The 18,006-nt window shown below is 42.6% G+C and carries 18 protein-coding genes and 1 tRNA gene; 13 read left to right on the forward strand and 6 right to left on the reverse strand.

The features are described from left to right. Nucleotides 1-296, forward strand: a 296-nt coding sequence (locus ACKPQ4_RS01085) for a hypothetical protein (RefSeq protein WP_407679363.1), incomplete at its 5' end; no start/stop codon positions are given. Between the two features lie 205 nt (nt 297-501). On the opposite strand, the gene ACKPQ4_RS01090 is transcribed toward ACKPQ4_RS01085, so the two are convergent. Next, complete coding sequence (locus ACKPQ4_RS01090) at nt 502-858, reverse strand: phenylpyruvate tautomerase MIF-related protein (protein WP_407679364.1); 357 nt, start codon at nt 856-858, stop codon at nt 502-504. Between the two features lie 337 nt (nt 859-1,195). Between ACKPQ4_RS01090 and ACKPQ4_RS01095 the strand changes: the two genes are divergently transcribed. From ACKPQ4_RS01095 to ACKPQ4_RS01110, 4 genes are all read left to right on the forward strand, one after another. Continuing rightward, on the forward strand, nt 1,196-1,471 hold the full coding sequence (locus ACKPQ4_RS01095; RefSeq protein WP_407679365.1) for a Smr/MutS family protein: 276 nt from the start codon (nt 1,196-1,198) through the stop codon (nt 1,469-1,471). Nucleotides 1,472-1,527: 56 nt separating this feature from the next. Continuing rightward, the gene (locus ACKPQ4_RS01100; protein ID WP_407679366.1) at nt 1,528-1,887 is read left to right on the forward strand and encodes a hypothetical protein; all 360 of its coding nucleotides are present in this window, start codon (nt 1,528-1,530) and stop codon (nt 1,885-1,887) included. Between the two features lie 100 nt (nt 1,888-1,987). Then, a tRNA-Ser gene (locus tag ACKPQ4_RS01105) sits at nt 1,988-2,077 on the forward strand. Between the two features lie 68 nt (nt 2,078-2,145). Beyond that, the gene (locus ACKPQ4_RS01110) at nt 2,146-2,835 is read left to right on the forward strand and encodes a toxin-antitoxin system YwqK family antitoxin (RefSeq protein ID WP_407679367.1); all 690 of its coding nucleotides are present in this window, start codon (nt 2,146-2,148) and stop codon (nt 2,833-2,835) included. A 9-nt stretch (nt 2,836-2,844) separates the two neighbouring features. On the opposite strand, the gene ACKPQ4_RS01115 is transcribed toward ACKPQ4_RS01110, so the two are convergent. From ACKPQ4_RS01115 to ACKPQ4_RS01130, 4 genes are all read right to left on the reverse strand, one after another. Then, a complete protein-coding gene (locus tag ACKPQ4_RS01115; protein ID WP_407679368.1) occupies nt 2,845-3,222 on the reverse strand; it encodes a hypothetical protein in 378 nt (125 codons plus the stop codon). 15 nt (nt 3,223-3,237) lie between these two features. Further along, entirely contained in the window at nt 3,238-5,346 is a 2,109-nt protein-coding gene (locus ACKPQ4_RS01120; protein WP_407679369.1) for a tetratricopeptide repeat protein, read from the reverse strand. Continuing rightward, nucleotides 5,343-5,828, reverse strand: a complete 486-nt coding sequence (locus tag ACKPQ4_RS01125; RefSeq protein ID WP_407679370.1) for a hypothetical protein — start codon at nt 5,826-5,828, stop codon at nt 5,343-5,345. The genes ACKPQ4_RS01120 and ACKPQ4_RS01125 overlap by 4 nt, the downstream gene beginning before the upstream one ends. Before the next feature lie 157 nt (nt 5,829-5,985). Next, on the reverse strand, nt 5,986-6,537 hold the full coding sequence (locus ACKPQ4_RS01130; RefSeq protein ID WP_407679371.1) for a cytidylyltransferase domain-containing protein: 552 nt from the start codon (nt 6,535-6,537) through the stop codon (nt 5,986-5,988). Nucleotides 6,538-6,641: 104 nt separating this feature from the next. On the opposite strand from ACKPQ4_RS01130, the gene ACKPQ4_RS01135 reads away from it, so the two are divergent. From ACKPQ4_RS01135 to radC, 8 genes are read left to right on the forward strand one after another with little or no spacing between them, the layout of a single operon-like run. Then, nucleotides 6,642-7,805: an aminotransferase class I/II-fold pyridoxal phosphate-dependent enzyme gene (locus tag ACKPQ4_RS01135; RefSeq protein ID WP_407679372.1), complete on the forward strand. Its 1,164-nt coding sequence runs from the start codon at nt 6,642-6,644 to the stop codon at nt 7,803-7,805. After that, nucleotides 7,802-8,401 carry a GNAT family N-acetyltransferase gene (locus ACKPQ4_RS01140; RefSeq protein WP_407679373.1) on the forward strand — a complete coding sequence of 200 codons (600 nt, stop codon included), beginning with the start codon at nt 7,802-7,804 and terminating at the stop codon, nt 8,399-8,401. Before ACKPQ4_RS01135 ends, ACKPQ4_RS01140 begins: the two co-directional genes overlap by 4 nt. 6 nt (nt 8,402-8,407) lie before the next feature. After that, entirely contained in the window at nt 8,408-9,367 is a 960-nt protein-coding gene (locus ACKPQ4_RS01145; RefSeq protein ID WP_407679374.1) for an ATP-grasp domain-containing protein, read from the forward strand. A gap of 46 nt (nt 9,368-9,413) precedes the next feature. Next, nucleotides 9,414-10,202 (forward strand): ParA family protein, encoded by a 789-nt coding sequence (locus ACKPQ4_RS01150; RefSeq protein ID WP_407679375.1) that lies wholly within the window; start codon nt 9,414-9,416, stop codon nt 10,200-10,202. Continuing rightward, the gene (rnc, locus tag ACKPQ4_RS01155) at nt 10,202-10,954 is read left to right on the forward strand and encodes a ribonuclease III (protein ID WP_407679376.1); all 753 of its coding nucleotides are present in this window, start codon (nt 10,202-10,204) and stop codon (nt 10,952-10,954) included. Before ACKPQ4_RS01150 ends, rnc begins: the two co-directional genes overlap by 1 nt. Next, entirely contained in the window at nt 10,951-14,328 is a 3,378-nt protein-coding gene (mfd, locus tag ACKPQ4_RS01160; protein ID WP_407679377.1) for a transcription-repair coupling factor, read from the forward strand. Before rnc ends, mfd begins: the two co-directional genes overlap by 4 nt. After that, entirely contained in the window at nt 14,306-15,304 is a 999-nt protein-coding gene (locus ACKPQ4_RS01165; protein WP_407679378.1) for a peptidylprolyl isomerase, read from the forward strand. The genes mfd and ACKPQ4_RS01165 overlap by 23 nt, the downstream gene beginning before the upstream one ends. 16 nt (nt 15,305-15,320) lie before the next feature. After that, on the forward strand, nt 15,321-16,043 hold the full coding sequence (radC, locus tag ACKPQ4_RS01170) for a RadC family protein (protein ID WP_407679379.1): 723 nt from the start codon (nt 15,321-15,323) through the stop codon (nt 16,041-16,043). Nucleotides 16,044-16,047: 4 nt separating this feature from the next. On the opposite strand, the gene glgB is transcribed toward radC, so the two are convergent. Then, on the reverse strand, nt 16,048-18,006 hold a 1,959-nt coding region (glgB, locus tag ACKPQ4_RS01175; protein WP_407679380.1), incomplete at its 5' end, for a 1,4-alpha-glucan branching protein GlgB.

Genomic DNA, 18,006 nt, shown 5'->3' on the forward strand with positions numbered 1-18,006 from the left:
CAAGCTTGCTATCTGATAGCATTGGTGCGTACCACGCAGCATGCGGACTTGCCCTTACCCTATTTGGTTTCTTTTGGCCAAATGTGGAATTAAAACGGGAGGCAGTAACCGCAGGAGGACCACGGTCTAACTTGGCAATTGAGACCCAGCATCGTTCACTTAATCACCGTATTGGAAGCTTGTGCAACCGAGTACAGGTAATGAAGGGGAATTTGGATGCAGTCGAAAAAAAGTTGGTGAAGTTAGGAGACACTCCCTCGCCCTATTTAGAGGCTGAGATCGAAGGCACTAGTTAGGCTAATTTTTGCCCGGGATTAGAGAGAAGAGTTCTACAGTCTGCACCCTTCCTTTTTCTCCCAATTAGTGGTATTGTGAAGAGAAGAATTACCAGTTATTCATTGTAATTCGAATCTAGTTTTTTCGCACCTTGCAACAGGTGTTACATTATAATTTCCTTAATGCACTGAATTAAGATCTGATTATTATTTTTAATATTATACTTTAAGCAAAAGTCTTTCCGTTCCACCCCCAAAGATGGCGTGCTGATTCCTGGTATTCTACATAAATCCGATCGACTGCCACCCCCAGTATTTCATTTAACAAGTTGGAGAGTTTACTGGTAAGTCGCTCGGTTAAGTCAGAAGAAAGTTCACCCACATTTTTCACCTCCATGTATGCACATGGAGTATCATTGTCCTTGGCAAAACTTATTGATTCACCGGTACGCACAAGAACCATGACATATTCGACAGACTTTCCGATTTGCTCAGCAAGAAGATCAGCAGATTGAACATGCACCTGATCGAGTACATCTTGAGACACATTGGGTGTGGTTAAATTGATTTGTAGTAAAGGCATGAGTTTTGTCTGGATTTAAATGCTGTAGATTTGATTGATGGAGGTTACCTTCTTATTCAAGTTAAACTTTAACAACTCCGTAACAATATGTCCTGCTTATTTACCCTTGGTTTAGTATTTGCCCTGATTGGGTGTCAAAACGAGGTGGGCCCAAATCCCTCAGGGCAAAAAAATGAACCAGCTGAAAAGTTGAGTATAATGACGGAGAGAGAGATCCCTAAAATGAAGACAAATCGACAAGACATTAATAAAACCTACCAAGATTTAGGAGGTAGGCCTTGGGTATTGGCCAAACCGCAGGAATCTTATCAAGACATTAACTTTTCTGTTTCCAGGAATGAATGACGAGGTTTTTGAGGTTCCGCCAAGCAACTCGTTGGACCTTCACCACTTTAAACCCAACGAGGTTAAGGCTTTAATTGATGAATTTATATGGAGCTGCGAGCAAGCTGGCATTCGCGAGGCCGAAATCATTCATGGCAAAGGCACGGGTAATATGCGGGAACTTTCTCATGTGGTTCTTAAAAAACATGCGAAAGTAAAAAGTTTTCATTTAGGGGGAGCAGAAAATAGTCAAAATTGGGGAAAAACATCTTTTGTTTTGATTGTTTAATGTGTGGGCATCTCGGATGTTGAAATTTTCTCGGTCGTACTACAAACTCATCGATTATGAATCACCCATCCATGTTTCTTTTTAAAGCCTTCCTCACTTCTTACCTCTTTTTCCTGGCTTCTTGCATGGAGGAAGAAAAATCAGTCACGCTAGGCACATCGGTACTTGAGAAGGGCTTGAGTATGACGAGTTCAAAGGCGGATAAATCCAAGGTCGAAGTATATTTAATAACCACTCAATCAGTTGAGGGTGAATTACTAGCAAAAGCTCTTAATGTGAAAGGCCAGGAAATTGGGAGAACTAAACAGATCCTAAATTTAGGTAAAGACGATGCCAAACTGATCACCTTTACATTTGATGCGTCGGTAAACCTAGATGCGGTAACTCGATACATGTTAGATTTTCGAAAGAAGTAGCTCTTAATACTCGCTAAACTTTTAATCGTTTATTGCAAATCTGATTCTTTTCTATCGTCACCTAAATAACTTATCTATAATATAGTCTACATATTTGACTGGAAGGATGGCAGAGTGGTCGAATGCGGCGGTCTTGAAAACCGCTGAACCGGAAACGGTTCCGGGGGTTCGAATCCCTCTCCTTCCGCCATTTCTTGTTAATTAAGCAGTCTGTATTTATCTTGCCAAGCCTGCCCCTAGGGCAAAAGGATTGGAGTGATGCCAAAAGATTTTCTTATTTTTATTTGGTTTTTTTTTACAGGCTTTTCATTCCTCGAGAGTAAGGAAGTACTTTGGTCGCGCAATATTGAGGCTCAACTTTTGCAGTCTATGTTTCTTGAAGCTTATCGTGGTAAATGGTTCCCCATGTCTAATAAGACTATGCCATTTGATGAATTTAGGCTAAGTGGTGGAAGGTTACATAAAGAAGGAGTGAAGGAGGTCTTTACCGGGTGGTATGCCCAGTTTGATGAAACGAATGAACCTCGTATGCTTTGCTCTTTTGTGGACGGCAAAAAAAATGGTTTCACTTATTTATGGGATGATAACGGCACCCGTCGTTTTCAGGGAGAGTATGTAGAAAATCAGAAAAATGGAGAGTTTATGGAATGGAATGAACAATCAATCATTACCTCCCAGAAGAATTATTTAAAAAACAAGCTAGATGGCGATTATCTACTTTGGTACGATACAGGGAAGATCAAATTAGAAGCATTTTTCAAAGCTGGACGTTTGGTGGATGCTCAGGGTTGGTACCCCGATGGGAGTCCATGTCCTTACTCAAAGGTCGTGAAAGGACGTGGAGTAATTCTCAGGTATGAAAAAAACTACCTTCCTAATAAAATAAAGCCACCCAAGGATGCTGTTTTATTTCGTGCCTTTGGTGATTTACCAGGAAGAGATAAATAATAATTTGTTTTAAGCGCGGTGGTGGATCTGGTCAATTTCATCAGGCCCAACTGAGAAACGATTAAAAGATTGGCGGTCTAATGGTTGATTGAGTTTAACCATATGTTCCTCGTTTTCTCGGTCGAGGTAAAATATTTGCAGAAGTTTGGCGTGCGATTCTCCAACTAGTTTTTTGGAGTTATCAAAAGGGGAAAAGAATTCAGGTTTTAATTTCTTTAAATTCACCAAGGAGGATTCAAGCTTTTGTACAATTACCTTTTTCTTTTCAAGAAAAGGCATTTCCGGAATTTTTTTTTGAACTTTTAACCAAGTATTTTCCTCGAGTAATAAAGTGTGTACTTCATTACAAAGGGAGAGGTGGTCTTTTAAAATTTGTGTGGGTTCCACGAAATGCTACGGTTATTAGAATGAGTTATCAATATTGGCTTCGCCGGGCGGGGGTGAGTAAATGCCGTAACGATTAACCGCCTGCCTGATTTCACGAGTATCCTCGAGTTGCTCTCTTCTCCATTTCGACATTCCATAAACAAACTTTAAATACTTACTCTGTGCAAGTTCAGTTCTGGCACCCTCGTTATTATCGAATAAGTCCTCAATTGATATGTAGGTTTCTGTGGCTTGGACAAAATTACCTAGCTTTTCTTCGCATAGAGCAACTTGGTACAGCAGTGGAACTCGCCATGTCGGGGTTTCATCAACTGGCAGTAAGGCAGAATATATTCGATATGCATTGAAAAACTCACCGGTTTCAAAAAATTTGTTAGCCAAGTAATTTCCGGTTTTCTTTTTCCAGAAATTCCAAATTGTTTTCATTTTACTTATACGGTTAAGATCACGATCTCTTAAGTTTTTCACATCTTCTTCAGCCATTATCGCCCGAGGGTTAAAAGTTGCTTCTTTTAATAATGAGAGAAGCTGCCCAATCGACTCCTCGCTTTGATTAAGTTGCTCAAAAGCAAGGGCAAGTAGATAGTGAGTTTCTGGAACATACGGACTGGTCGGGTACAAGGTCCCGTAGCCTCTGAGAATTTCTTTCACTCTTGCGAAATCAGCCCGAGGAGTTTTTTCGTAACTTTGGTTACTCAATCTATCACTGTCAGGGTTCAACCTCTTTTCACGATCTTCTTTGCGTAGTGTGTCTGTTGCCCTTCGAAAATGTGCCAAGCCCCTTTTGTAGGCGACAACAGAACGGTCAGACTCATTAAGCTGCTCAAGCCTATTCAGCCGGTCGTAAAACTTTATAGCATTATCATAATCTTCGGAGGCAAGAAAAGTTTCAGCAATTTCAAACATTGCCTGATTGGATTCTGCATCTTTTCTCTGCTCGAAAGATTTGCCTTTGCGCTTCTCTGCATCAGTAAATGCTACATTGTAAGGTAAGGTTAGGGTCGCATTGATGGCGTCATAAAATTTATTCAATGCCATGCGATCAGCACCAAGTTCCCGATAGATTTTCCCGGCGCGTATGTGCGTTTCGGGAATCGTGGGAGCTCCCCGCTTAAGTCCTTGAATGAAATCCTCAACACTACCTACTTGTGCATGAAGATCTGGGATGCCGGGAGCATCTTCGTGTTGCTGAAAAGGATAGTCGTCATCAGAAGCAAATTCCTCGAGGAACCTTTCGTAAGACTTAGCTGCATCTACCCATGCCTGGTTCTTTTCGTGCATATTGATCATCGCAAGTAAGATATCCCGACGGTAACGCTTATAATTTGGACCGTTCAATCTACCGAGTACACGATTGCAATAAGATGTGGCTTTATAGACTGTACGGGTAACAAAAGGGTTACCTGTCCCACCTGATGCCATGCGCGTTGACATGATAGCTTCTCGGATTTTCTCCTTCATCTCCTGGTCGATTTCCTCACCCAGAACAATGTAGTCCTCCACAAAAATCTCTGATTCACCCTCTGGTTCAGTTTGAGTAGATGATGGAATGATTACAGGTTGGAAATCAGTCGGAGTACCCTGTGCATAATCTTTAGTCGGCAGGAGCAGTTTAGGGGACTCCTCCGGGGCTTGAATTTTAGGTACACTCGGGAGGGATTCAACCCTAGTTCCGCCAGATGATAAAGCAGGCTTGCGTAACATATCAACCTCCCTGAGCAAATCGTCCAAACTAAGCTTGGAATAATCAACATTTCGAGGAAGAGTTGCAGGTTGGGGTGAATTTCGAATCGAGGTGGGAGTAATTAAATCTGGACTTGGTTGCAAAAAGGAGGGCTCGCCCACTGCTTCAACTGGAATTTCGTTTATCGGGTTGCGTAGTTCTTTTGGCAATAATTCATTTTCTAGCCTGTAGGATCTTGAATTATCAAGAGAGTCTTTTTGTAAGGCATCGTTTTTTATATCAGTCGCCTGACTTTCGGAGTTCGAGGAGTTGTCAATTTCTTCAAGTAGTGAATCGATACCACTAATAACCTCCTCGATAGACTTTAACTCCGCATCTTGGGCAAAAATTAGTTGCAGGAAAAAAAACGAGCTTATTAGAATAAGTTTTACTGGCTTCAATTCCTCACCCTCCTTTCATACTTTGATTTTGATTCCATAATCATATTCCCCCCGTCAATGGTGTAGGGTGGTACGAATTCTACTCGCGAATTTATACTGCGAGAAGGAGACTTCGAATTGGACTCAAGTATTTGGATTAACTCATCGGTGTTGTTTAGGCTCGGGCCTGCAGAATCGACAGGTAAGAAAGGGTCGACTGGCGGGAGGGCATCCTCACTGGGAATCTGCAAAGTCTCTTCCTTTTTCAATGGAATGTTGTATACGGGAATAGAGTTATTACTGTCTTCATTGTAGTTAACTAAGGGGAATGCCTCATCATTTGGAGATACTGCAACCGGTTTGATTTCGGTAGGCAAAAGGTTTTTTTCGGCTAAATAGAGAAGCTTTCTGCGGTCAGCGGTTGGAGTGATTTCATGATAAAGCAGTTTGGGCGGAGACTGGAATGATAGGTACCCACTCCTAATAGGCTGATCTTCTGGCAATGACTTTAAAAAAGCCAAGGATTGGATGGCAGGCAAACACAACCCACAAAGACATAATATGCTGAAGATGATGTTAGTACGGAATTTTAGAACGATATCTTTCACAGTTTAAATGATCGGATGTATTTTCAATGGCTTTAGCCGATTTTGCTAAAAATTACCACGGCAAGTCAATTTGATGGTCACGATGCGCTTGTAAAAGGTCGGATTGACTATGTATATCTACAGGGTAAAGGCCTGGCACTTCAAAGACATCAGCAGTTATATTAAAAGGATCTCCGTAATTCTCGAGGCACTCCCTTGATTGAGACCAAACTGCATATGGACTTGATAATGCCTCTCCTTTAATAGTGGCCAAAGAAATCGCCTCACGAAATACATCAATTGGGCACTCAGGGAAATTGCAATTATAGTTGAGGTGTATATCGCTGGGAAATTTTTTCGAGATGTGTTGAAATACAGGTATAGAAGCGGTCTCGTCCGTGGCCAAGGAATCGGGTCTTTTAAGAATTTCTATATCAGTTAAATCCATACAGGTCCGGGCAATAAGTTCGCAATCTGTTGATAAAACAACCTTACTGAAAAGTGTTGAATCTATTAGTTTTATGAGGGCGTGCCTTACCAGAGGGGTGCCTTTGTAAGGAAGTAAATTTTTAAAAGGTAACCTCTTGCTACCTGCTCGGGCGATTACAGAACCTACAATATCCATAACCTAACCTAGTTAAATCTTATCAATGGGAGCAAGGCAGATCAGTATAGTAAGATTGGATTGTCAAGGTAGCGGGACTAAGGTTTGATAGATTATTTAGTTCTATGATCCCTTATTCTAAGCAAGATCTAACAGACCGTGATATTGCGGAGGTCACCCGTGTGTTAAAATCAGACCTTATCACTCAAGGTCCAGAGGTTGATTTATTTGAGGATGCATTAAAGACTGAATTCTCAGTTGATCATGCGGTGGCTTGTTCTAGTGGTACAGCAGCCCTGCATCTCTCGTATGCAGCCCTTGGTGTTGATTCACAGTCTATTGGCATTGTGCCTGCTATTACTTTTTCCGCTACTGCTAATGCATTTCGATACCTTGGAGCTGAAGTTCGTTTCTGTGATATTAATCCACAGACCGGACTAATCTGCCTGGAATCCTTGGAAGCCATTTTGGCGGAATTGCCGCGGGTGGATGCACCTTGTCCGGGGGTAATTGCACCAGTTTCATTTGCCGGTTCTGTTGCCCCATTGAACTCTGTTAAAAAACTAGCTGACTCGATCGGTTTCAAAACAATCGAGGATGCATCCCATTCACCCGGGGCGTTTTCAAGTTTCGGGACACCTCCAGAGAGGAGTTGTTCCTGCATTCATACTGAGGCAGCTTGTGTTAGCTTTCATCCGGTTAAGCACATTTGCTGTGGAGAAGGCGGTGTCGTCCTTACCAATAATCAAAAGCTTGCTACGATTGCTCGGCAGCTCAGGTCACACGGTATCGAAAGACCAAACGATGATAGCCATGAAACGCCTTGGTTCTATCAGCAAAATAATCTTGGTTGGAACTATCGACTGACCGATATTCAGTCAGCATTGGGTCGTTCGCAGCTTCAGAGGTTACCAGATCAATTAAAGTTGCGGAGGAAAATTGCCGATAAGTACCAAAGGGCCCTAAGAGAATATCCTTTTAATGAATCATTGATGGCTCCCCCTTTAGAGGAGGGGCATGCTTGGCACCTTTACATCATTCGATTTAAAGAACCGACCATGCGTGATAAAGCTCACAAGTTTCTCAAAAGTGAAGGAATTATGACCCAAGTTCATTATGTGCCTCTTTATCGCCACCCTTATTACGAAAATATGTATGGAGAAGTCCGACTGCCAGGAGCTGAAAAGTTTTACCAATCATGCTTGAGTATACCTATGTTTCCTAACTTGAGCGAAAAAGACCAAGATCATGTACTCGATTCGCTTGAACATTTCTGCCTAAATTCATGAATCCGGATCGCCCGTTTTATCGTGCTATTGGTCCGGATTCTTTTCGTCGAGGAGATTACCTTATAGAATCAGTCCTGAAGTCTGATTCAGAAGAGATAAGAACATGGAGGAATGAGCAGCTTTCGACACTCAGGCAGGGCAACCCCTTAACCCAGGGAGAGCAGTCTGCTTACTTTGATGAATTGATCCGGCAGGACTTCCCTAAGAGACAGCCGGAAAAAATCTTGGTTCGTTTTTTATTAGAGGGTTATTTAATTGGATACGGAGGAATCGTTCATATTGACTGGCATAATTTACAAGGTGAAGTCTCCTTCTTGCTGGAAACTTCACGAACTTCCAACCATGCAAAATATACCGATGAGCTTTTTACTTTTTTTCAACTAATAAAAAAGGTAGCTTTCGAGACTTTGATGCTTAATAAATTAACCTGCGAAGCTTACGCTCACCGAGAGTATCATGTGGAGGCCATTGAGTCGGCCGGGTTTACACGTGAAGGCATTTTACGACAACAAACTAAAATTAATGGAGTTTGGACTGATGCTGTAGTCTCATCTTGCTTGCGGTCAGAATACTTGAACTTCAAAAAACTCGATTAGAATAAGGTGCGTGCAAGTCGAGTTCTTTTTTCTTCCCTATCTGGTAAAACGGCACTTTTTGAAGAGGTTGCCCGTGATGTTAAATCTCACAATCCTGATTCAGTTGTCATAGGCGCAGATTGTAACCCAGACTGCCCAGGTGCCACTCAGGTAGAGCACTTCATAACTATGCCGAGGCTAGATAAATTGTTAGACAAGGATCTTGTTCAGTTCTGTATCGAAAATGAAATTACCCATGTTTTACCCACTCGTGACGGAGAGCTTAATTTCTGGGCAACAAGAAGGAATCTGCTTACAAATATTGGGGTTACTCCATGGGTTTCAGGGGAAAGTTTCATAAAATCATGTGAGGATAAAATAGATTTCTTTCAAAAATGGAAGGACTCAGCAATTCCCACTATACCGACCTTCAATAAAATAAAATCCTCAATGGCTAATAACTGGGTTGTTAAGGAACGAAAAGGTTCAGCGTCTCAAAAAATTGGCCTAAACCTGAGTGCCGAAAGAGCAGTAAAGATTTCTAAAGACTTGATCGATCCAATTTTTCAACCCTTTATTTCGGGCAAAGAGTTTTCTGCTGAGACATGGGTAAGTCATGCTAATCAGTGTCACGGTGTATTACTTCGATGGAGGGATAAGGTGGTTAACGGAGAATCTCACCATTCTACTGTTTTTAGAAACTCAGCTTGGGAGGCCAAGCTAAGAAAAGTGTTTGAGCATCAGGGTGGTGCACGCGGGCACTGTTTAGCTCAAGTACTTGTTGATTCCAATGGCGGACTACACCTGATTGAAATTAACCCTAGGCTTGGCGGGGCAAGCCCACTTGCATTTCGTGCAGGCTTGCATTCAGTTGAGTGGCACTTACTGGAAGAGGTTAATCAGTTTAATCCAGCTAACCAACCACCAGTTTTTACGAGTGGTTTATATTTAAAGAAGGAGGGTGGTAAGGTTTCATTTGGGCCTTGAAAAAGTTTGCCACTATTGCCTTAACTCACTTGTTTTACCACAGATTATGCCTGCAGTAACATTTGCCATAGCGAACCAAAAGGGAGGTGTTGGAAAAACCACCACAACCGTAAGTTTAGGTCACGCACTTGCACTCATGGGTGTACCTACGCTTATCGTAGATATGGACCCACAGGCAAATGCTACAAGTTGTCTTGGATTGGAGAAGAAGTCTGGTTTTGGGATTTACGAACCTTTACTGAATGGCACAAACCTAGCAGACCGTGTAATTTCAAGTCGCCGAAAGAACCTTTGGGTCATACCATCTGAGTTGGATCTTGCTGCTGCTGAATTAGAACTTAGTAGCCAAAGTGAATATTTAATTAAGCTCAGATCTTCTTTACTTTCATTAAAGGAGAACTACGGGTTGCAGGTTATTTTAATCGACTGCCCCCCTACCCTTGGATTGCTTTCAATGAACGCACTTTGTGCTGCGGACTTCCTGATCGTTACACTACAGTCAGAATACTTGGCCATGGAAGGGTTAGGGCAAATTACTGGTGTAGTCGAAAAACTAAAGCAAGCTGAGGTTAATCCGAGTCTTGATCTTGGAGGTATTGTGATGACCATGTATGATTCTCGCACTCGCCTATCTTATGAAGTCTGGCAAGAGGTGAATCGTTATTATGCCGAAAAAGCCTTCCGTACGGCCATACCACGAAATGCCCGTTTGAGTGAGGCACCAAGTTTTGGACAGACAGTCTTTGAGTATGCCCCCGACTCATCCGGTAGTTTGGCTTACCGTGCATTTGCTCGGGAGTTTGCCGAAAGATTCTTATCCAATAATAAAAGCTAATGAGTTTCTTCGCTATTTTTAAAAAAAACTTGATTGGTAAGGGTGGAACTAAAGACGCTCCAACACCCAATGGTTTAGAAGGGAGGATTGGCTATGAATTTAAAAATAAAGCCCTACTCAGGGAAGCTCTCACCCACCCTTCTCTTGATCACCGGATTTCTAACGAGAGGCATAATCAGAGATTAGAATTCCTTGGGGATTCGATATTGGGTTGTATTATTGCGAAGTGGTTATTTCTGAAGTACCCGGATGTAACTGAGGGAGACTTAAGTCGAAAAAAGTCTCTGCTTGCTCATGGCAAACATTTAGCGGAACTCGGTAAACATATTTCATTGTACCAATATTTGATGGTTGGGAAATCTGAAAAAATTAGCTCCGGTAATTTTCGGCCATCTGTTTTAGAGGATGCATTTGAAGCATTAATCGGAGCCATCTACCTAGATAGTGACTATCAATCTGTTGAACATATTGTCCTTCAGTGGGAAGAAACTTTTTGTAAAACGATCGAGAATAAAAGCATGGGTTTCAATCCAAAGGGACAACTACAGGAGTTCCTTCAATCATTACCGGATAACCCGCCAATATCTTACCGAATGATTAAGCAATATGGACCAGATCACCGAAAACAGTTTGAGGTCGAGGTTTTGGTTGCTTCTGAAAAAATTTCCACAGGTAAGGGAAATAGTAAGAAAAAAGCAGAGGAAGTGGCCGCCCAGTCAGCGTTACTTCTACTGCAACAAACAAAGAAGTGAAAAGAATCGAGCTCCCAAGCTCAACAGCATCGCTGTTTATTCCTAATTGTCCAAGCCAAGGTTCGACCTTTCTACTGACTGATATTTGGGAGAGATATGGCCAGGTGGTTGCGGTAATTATCGGAGAAACTTTAAGTGAAGCTGAGACAAAGTGTGAAGATATCGCGGCCTTATCTGAAGCAATTCACCCCAATGAGAAAATTGATTTTCATTGCTTTGACAAGACTCCCAACCCCGATCACCCCGACTCATTTGACCGGACCTGTGAACGATTATCCCTGCTTTCTGCACTAAGAAGGATTGATGAGCTAAAAGAAAATGACTCCAGAGTTATCGTAGCCACAACCTTTGATGCCTTGCTTGGCCCCTGCCCGATAATTGAGGACGCTCAAAAGTCCGAAATCGTAGTTCGACCTGACTCAGACTTGTCATTTGACAAGTTTTGCGAAGATATTGCTAATCAGTTTGATTACTGCTGCGAAGTCGTTTGCGAAGAGCCTGGTCAATTTGCGATCAGGGGGGGGCTTGTTGATATATACCCAGTAAATGCCAACTTTCCTGTACGAATTGATTTTTTTGGGGATCATGTCGAGGAAATCCGTTCGTTTAATCCTACTTCTCAACGGTCTGAAGGTCGTTTAACTGAAGTTAGAATTTCTTCGATAGGAAACGAACAGTCCAAAGAGCGAGAGGGTGAGTTCTTTAGGTACCTCCCTCGTTCTGTGCTGTGGTTTTTTGAAGAACCTGAAAACCTGTTAAGGTTGAGCCCTTATGCTTTTCATCAGTCAGAAAATAAGGCATTAAAAAAAGCTAACTTTTCAGATGCTTGGAGCAGGGGGGAGGATTTAAATGACTTCTTTTTATCTACCAGCGAAATTAATGTAGGTTCGGGAATTTTCAATCGCTCAAACAATCTTTTGCTCAAATTGTCTCCCTTACTTAAGGAATTAGACCAATTCAATCATAATTCCCTTAATATTTCGTTGGGTGCAGGAGATAAAAAACAAACCAAAGCAATTCTAGAGCGGTTAGAAAAATATTCAACCAAGGGCTACAAGTTGGTCATTGCCGTTGGTGTAGAAACCGAAAAGAAACGCATACTAAGTATTTTAGCAGATCATGGACTTGAACGAATGCAGGTTTCTTTCTTCTCCGTGGCATTGCATGATGGTTTCCTCTATGAAAAAAGAGAGAATAATGAGATGCTTTCGACCTTTTTGGAAGATGGTCAAAGCGGATTATTGCTGGCTACATCCAGGGAAATTCTAGGAAGGGAAAGAAGTCGTCGACCGATAAGATCTAGAAAAGCCCAAGTACAAAGAAAAGAAGTCGATCAAGCATTGGACTTTACAGATTTGGTTGACGGCGACCTTTTAGTACATCTCCAGCACGGTATTTGCCGCTTTTCCTCAATGGGGAAAATTGAACAGGATGGGAAGTCTGAAGAGGCCATCACCGTTGAGTTTGCAGATGGAATACTTCTTCATGTTCCTTTACAGGAATCCCACCTCCTCTCCCGTTATGTTGGGTTAAGAAAAGCAAAGCCGAAGCTCGCCAAGCTTGGCGGCAGAGCTTGGGCAAAAACAAAGGAAGCGGCAGAGCTTGCAGCTATTGACCTGGCTGCAGATCTCCTTCGCTTGCAGGCTGCCCGTGACTCAGATAAAGGGTATGCCTTTTCGCCTGACGACCAATGGCAAAAGGAATTTGAAGATTCATTTCCTTACACCGAAACACCAGACCAACTTCGTTCCATTGCTGAAGTAAAGGAAGATATGGAGTCGGAAAAGCCGATGGACCGTCTGGTTTGTGGTGATGTTGGTTATGGCAAAACAGAAATCGCGATGAGGGCAGCGTTTAAAGGCATGATGGACGGTAAGCAAGTCGCACTACTTGCCCCTACTACCATCCTCTGTCAACAACACCTGCAGACATTCATGTCCAGAATGAGTGATTTTCCTGTAACCATAGAAATGTTGTCACGCTTTCGCACCTCCGCACAGCAACGAAAAATTATCGATTCCTTAAAACTTGGTTCCTTAGACATGGTCATCGGCACACACCGTATGTTTTCTGCCGACCTCGAATTTCGGGATCTGGGATTATTGATTGTGGACGAGGAACAAAGGTTTGGAGTTGAACACAAGGAACAGTTGAAGAAACTGAAGGCCAATGTTGATGTACTAACCCTAAGTGCAACACCAATTCCCCGTACTCTCTATTTTGCAATGGTTGGCGTTCGTTCTTTTAGTACCATAGAGACTGCCCCAACCAACCGCAGACCTATAAGGACCGAAATCGTTAAAGGGTCGGATGATATTCTGAAAAAAGCGATCGCCCTGGAATTAAGAAGAGGTGGGCAGGCCTTTTATCTTCATAACCGGGTAAAAACGATTCACTCTGTTACTCGCAGATTGCAAAGTTTGTTTCCCAAGTTACGGATAGCGGTTGGGCATGGGCAGATGGGAGAGAGTGAACTCGAAGAAGTCATGGTCGAGTTCATTGAAGGGAAGTACGATTTATTAATTTGTACGACCATAATCGAGTCAGGTTTGGATATCCCCAATTGCAACACCATCATCATCGAAGAAGCAGACAAATTTGGCCTTTCGCAATTGTACCAACTCCGAGGGCGAGTTGGGAGATTTACAAGGCAAGCATATGCTTATCTGCTAGTTAATCCCCTACTCCCCATTAAGGATATGGCGCGCAAGCGTTTATCCGCTCTGCGTTCAACAAGTAGCTTGGGGGCTGGTTTTAAAATCGCACTGAGGGATCTTGAATTGCGTGGTGCTGGAAATCTATTGGGTAGTGAGCAAAGTGGACACATTGCCGGAGTCGGTTTTGAGATGTATTGCAAGTTGCTTCGTGAAAGTGTCTCGAGGCTGAAGGGCGACGAGAATGCCCTTCGTCCCACTGCAGTCGTCAGAATGGATTTCCTGCATACGGACGACTCATTGTTTTATGATGAGCAGGATGCAACCATGGCATCCTGTTTCCCGGCAGCTTACATAAGTGAGCCTAGGTTGCGTATTGAGTGCTACAGGAAAATAGCTTCAATCGTGAAAATTGAGGAAATTACGACTTATGAGGAAGAACTCAGGGATCGATTTGGTCCGATTCCTGACCAGACCCGAGCTTTATTCTATGAGACGGAGATTAAATGCCTTGGTCAGGAAGCTGGATTTGATTCAATCTCAAGCAAAGAAAATGAATTATTTTGCAGGGAAGTGAAGAAAAGTTCAAGAGATGGCGTGAAATATTTGAAAAAGATGGGAAGAATTCCACGACTTAATGAAAAACTTCCACTTTTAAAGTTGAAGGAAATCATTCGATTTCTCAAGATTCACATTCATGGGATTAAACATGTTAGCTAGGTTGTTTTTCATTATCATAGGGTCAGGCTTTGGCTACCTAATTGCAGAGGATGAGTTAATTGAGATAAATCGAATAGTTGCCCGGATTAATGACAGAGTCGTCACATGGGGGGAAATTGAACTTGCGATGGAGAAATTAAACTTTTCTGAAAAAGAGAAGCTTCAAAGAGCTAGTGAATTTGTGGATGGTAAAATTGACAGACTTCTTTCGCAGATCGCATTTAAAGAAAAGGGCATGGAGCTCCCTGAAACTTATGTTGAGCAGGAATACTCAAATAAATTAATGTCTAATTTTAACGGGGACCGCAGGTTGTTTCGCGAAGTTTTACAAAGCAATGGGCAATCCACACTAGAGTATAAGGAGCAGTTAAAGGAAGACATTATTCACATGCATATGCTCGCTCAGAGGAAAAGAAGTGGAGACGAGATTAGCCCGCAGAGCGTCGAGAATTACTATCAAAAGAATAAAAATGATTTTAGAGTTGGAAAGAGAATCAGGCTGAGTGAGATAGTTTTTTCTGGAGATAATAAGAAGCCAGGAGACCTGAATTCTACCGCCCAAGAAGTTTATAACCTTATTCAAGAGGGTTCTGATTTTAAGGATCTCGCATCCAAGAATGGGCAAAGCCCTTTCCTTAAAAATAGTGGGAGTTGGGGATTTTTTGTCTCTAAGGACGAAATTAGAAATGACCAAATTCGGGATATTGCATTTAGACTCAATGAAGGAGAGAGTTCCAGGCCTTTTGCGGTAAACTTGATGGAAAGAAAGGCAGACGGTTCAGTTGCCTCCTCGCAGAATTTGGCATGGTATATCATAAAAGTTGATAAGATTGAAGCTGCCAAAAATTTACCGATCAATGAAGTTCGTGCTGAGATTGAAGGCATCCTGGCAAGGAAATCTGAACTTAACGATCAGCGGATATGGTTATCTCGCCAAAAAAGGGATGCATATGTTGAGGTAAACTTGCCCGATTAATTTGATTTAACATGCCATGAGTAAAGATCCCCGGGGCAAGAATGTATCCCTGCGGGATTTACCACCTAGTGAACGCCCCCAGGAAAGATTAGAGAATCTTGGTTCTAAGGCTCTTTCAGACCGCGAATTACTCGCCATGATTTTGCGTTCCGGAACAGCCAGATATGATGTTTTGTCTTTAGCTGATATTCTAATCAGTCAGGCTGGTTCCCTTGCGGGACTTGTGCGCTGGGATGCGTTGGAGTTCCGAAAGATTCCTGGGATTGGTAAAGTAAAGGCTCTGCAATTAAGTGCCCTGGTTGAAGTTGCCAAGAGAATTTCCCAGGGTAATAGATTGGAAGCCATTTTCTTTGATGAACCGCAAATGGTGTGGAACCTTCTTTATCCGGAGTCCCTTGTCGAGTCAGTGGAGAAAGTCTGGGTATTATGCCTGGATCGAAAGAATAAATTATTAAGATTGGAAAATATCACTACTGGTACGGCAACAGGAAGCCTTGTCCATCCCCGTGAGGTTTTTAAACCTGCGATACGCTGGGGTGCCACGGCAATTATTCTTGCTCACAATCATCCAAGTGGTGATCCCACGCCAAGTTCAAGCGATTTAAAGGTAACTCAAAAAATATCCGAAGCCGCAAGGTTTTTGGATATCGATTTTCATGATCATGTAATTATAGGTGAACCCAATAACTGTCCTACGGGAATAGGATATTATAGCTTTGCTGATAGCGGTGTAATTTAATCCTTTAATTTTGGTCAGCAACGAGAGAAAGAATCCTTATACTCCAGCGGTTAACTGCAAAAGATAGTCCGTTTGGTTGATTATTCCTCGGTTCAGCAAAGCTTTCAAATCGGGTTGATCCAGCAGCACCGTGACCCGAATAATTCGGGGAGTCTGTATCTAGAATAACCTCCCACATGCCAGAGTGTGGACACCCCCAGTCCCTATGCTTCAAAGAGTCCGAGAAATTGCATGCCACCAAAAGTGTATCATTGGGATAATTTCCAAACTTAAGAAAGCTCAAGGTTTGTCCTCCCGCATCGTTGCAATCTATCCATTTGAATTTTGTGCCGTCATGATCAGATTCAGCCCAAGTTGGATGTTTTTGATAGAGTGCATTGAGGTCGGAAATTAGGTCGCATAAGCCTTGGTGATTAGGGAACTCAAGCAATTGCCAATCTAAGGCAGCCTGGTAGTCCCACTCCTTCCACTGGCCAAATTCACACCCCATAAATAAAGTCTTTTTCCCAGGCCAGGTCCACTGCAAGGCAAGTAAAGCCCTCAAGTTAGCGATCCTATCCTCCTCGTAAGCTAAATTCATCTTATTAACCAACGAACCTTTTCCATGAACCACTTCGTCGTGGGAAAAGGCTTGAACGAAGTTTTCTGAGAATTGGTAGATTGCTCCAAAGGTCAAGTTGTCGTGCTTGCTTGTCCTGTGGTTTGGATCAGATGAGAAATAACCCAGAACATCATGCATCCAGCCCATGTTCCATTTGAGGTCAAACCCAAGCCCACCCATGAAGGGGGGCTTGGTTATCTGAGGAAAAGAAGTCGACTCCTCCGCAATACTAATAACCTCAGGGTACTCTTCGTGAATTGCATGATTAAATTGTTTGAGGAAATCTATAGCCTCAAAGTTTTCGTTTCCACCAAATTGATTCGGGCACCACTCACCATCTTTGCGGGCATAATCAAGGTAGAGCATAGAGGCCACTGCATCGACCCGGAAGCCGTCAATTCCGAACCTATCCATCCAGGCAATGGCACTCCCTATTAAAAAGCTTCTAACTTCAGGTCGATCGTAATTGAAACAAAGAGTGCCCCACTCTGCATGCATTCCCTTTCGGGGATCTTCATGCTCAAAAAGGCAGGTTCCATCAAACCGGGAGAGTGCAAATTCATCAGAAGGAAAGTGTGCCGGGACCCAGTCTATGATCACGCCAATACCTGCAGTTTGTAATGCTTCAATAAGTTGAAACAAGTCCTCAGGGGGACCAAACCTGTGAGTGGGTGCGTAATATCCAGTTACCTGATAGCCCCAACTTGGATCAAATGGGTACTCATTAAGTGGTAAAAACTCAACATGAGTAAAACCTAACTTAACCAAGTAATCAGGTAACTCACGGGCTAGCTCAAGAAAAGAAAGAGGTCGATTTTCTGTAGGGTGAAAACGCCATGAACTCAGGTGCATTTCGTAAATGGAAATTGGCAGAGCTCTAGGGTTCTTAGGTTTTGTGCGAAGAATTGAACTTCTTTGAAGGGATCGATCATCAATGATCGAAGAATTTCCTGGTGGTGGTTCGAATCGCCATCCAAAAGGGTCCGCTTTTTCGCGAAGGACACCATCAGACCCAAGAATTCTAAACTTATATTTATCCCCAATTTTGGCATGGGGGACAAACAATTCACGACACCCCGAACTGCCAAGTGAGCGCATTGGTAATGCGTAATGATTCCAGTGATTAAAGTCGCCAACAAGATGTACAGACTTTGCAGAAGGTGCCCAGACGACAAAAGAAACTCCTGAAGTTCCCTGGTGTAGCTTGGGGATTGCCCCAAGCTTATCAAATGGGCGTCTCTCCCAACCCTCATTAAATGCGGTAAGTTCAGTGTTATTTATGCTTGGTAAAAAAACATAGGGGTCAACCCATTCCCTCTCCCCACCATCATATATTGAAAGCAACCGGTAAGAGAAAGGTGA

This window comes from Candidatus Chordibacter forsetii, assembly GCF_964187505.1.
GTDB lineage: Bacteria > Verrucomicrobiota > Verrucomicrobiia > Opitutales > Seribacteraceae > Chordibacter > Chordibacter forsetii.

What these genes read in the sequence shown, in the direction of transcription:
- ACKPQ4_RS01090 (WP_407679364.1), bottom strand. Translation starts at nt 858, where the DNA reads ATGCCTTTACTACAAATCAATTTAACCACACCCAATGTGTCTCAAGAT.
- ACKPQ4_RS01095 (WP_407679365.1), top strand. Translation starts at nt 1,196, where the DNA reads ATGAATGACGAGGTTTTTGAGGTTCCGCCAAGCAACTCGTTGGACCTT.
- ACKPQ4_RS01100 (WP_407679366.1), top strand. Translation starts at nt 1,528, where the DNA reads ATGAATCACCCATCCATGTTTCTTTTTAAAGCCTTCCTCACTTCTTAC.
- ACKPQ4_RS01110 (WP_407679367.1), top strand. Translation starts at nt 2,146, where the DNA reads ATGCCAAAAGATTTTCTTATTTTTATTTGGTTTTTTTTTACAGGCTTT.
- ACKPQ4_RS01130 (WP_407679371.1), bottom strand. Translation starts at nt 6,537, where the DNA reads ATGGATATTGTAGGTTCTGTAATCGCCCGAGCAGGTAGCAAGAGGTTA.
- ACKPQ4_RS01135 (WP_407679372.1), top strand. Translation starts at nt 6,642, where the DNA reads ATGATCCCTTATTCTAAGCAAGATCTAACAGACCGTGATATTGCGGAG.
- ACKPQ4_RS01140 (WP_407679373.1), top strand. Translation starts at nt 7,802, where the DNA reads ATGAATCCGGATCGCCCGTTTTATCGTGCTATTGGTCCGGATTCTTTT.
- ACKPQ4_RS01150 (WP_407679375.1), top strand. Translation starts at nt 9,414, where the DNA reads ATGCCTGCAGTAACATTTGCCATAGCGAACCAAAAGGGAGGTGTTGGA.
- rnc (WP_407679376.1), top strand. Translation starts at nt 10,202, where the DNA reads ATGAGTTTCTTCGCTATTTTTAAAAAAAACTTGATTGGTAAGGGTGGA.
- ACKPQ4_RS01165 (WP_407679378.1), top strand. Translation starts at nt 14,306, where the DNA reads ATGGGATTAAACATGTTAGCTAGGTTGTTTTTCATTATCATAGGGTCA.
- radC (WP_407679379.1), top strand. Translation starts at nt 15,321, where the DNA reads ATGAGTAAAGATCCCCGGGGCAAGAATGTATCCCTGCGGGATTTACCA.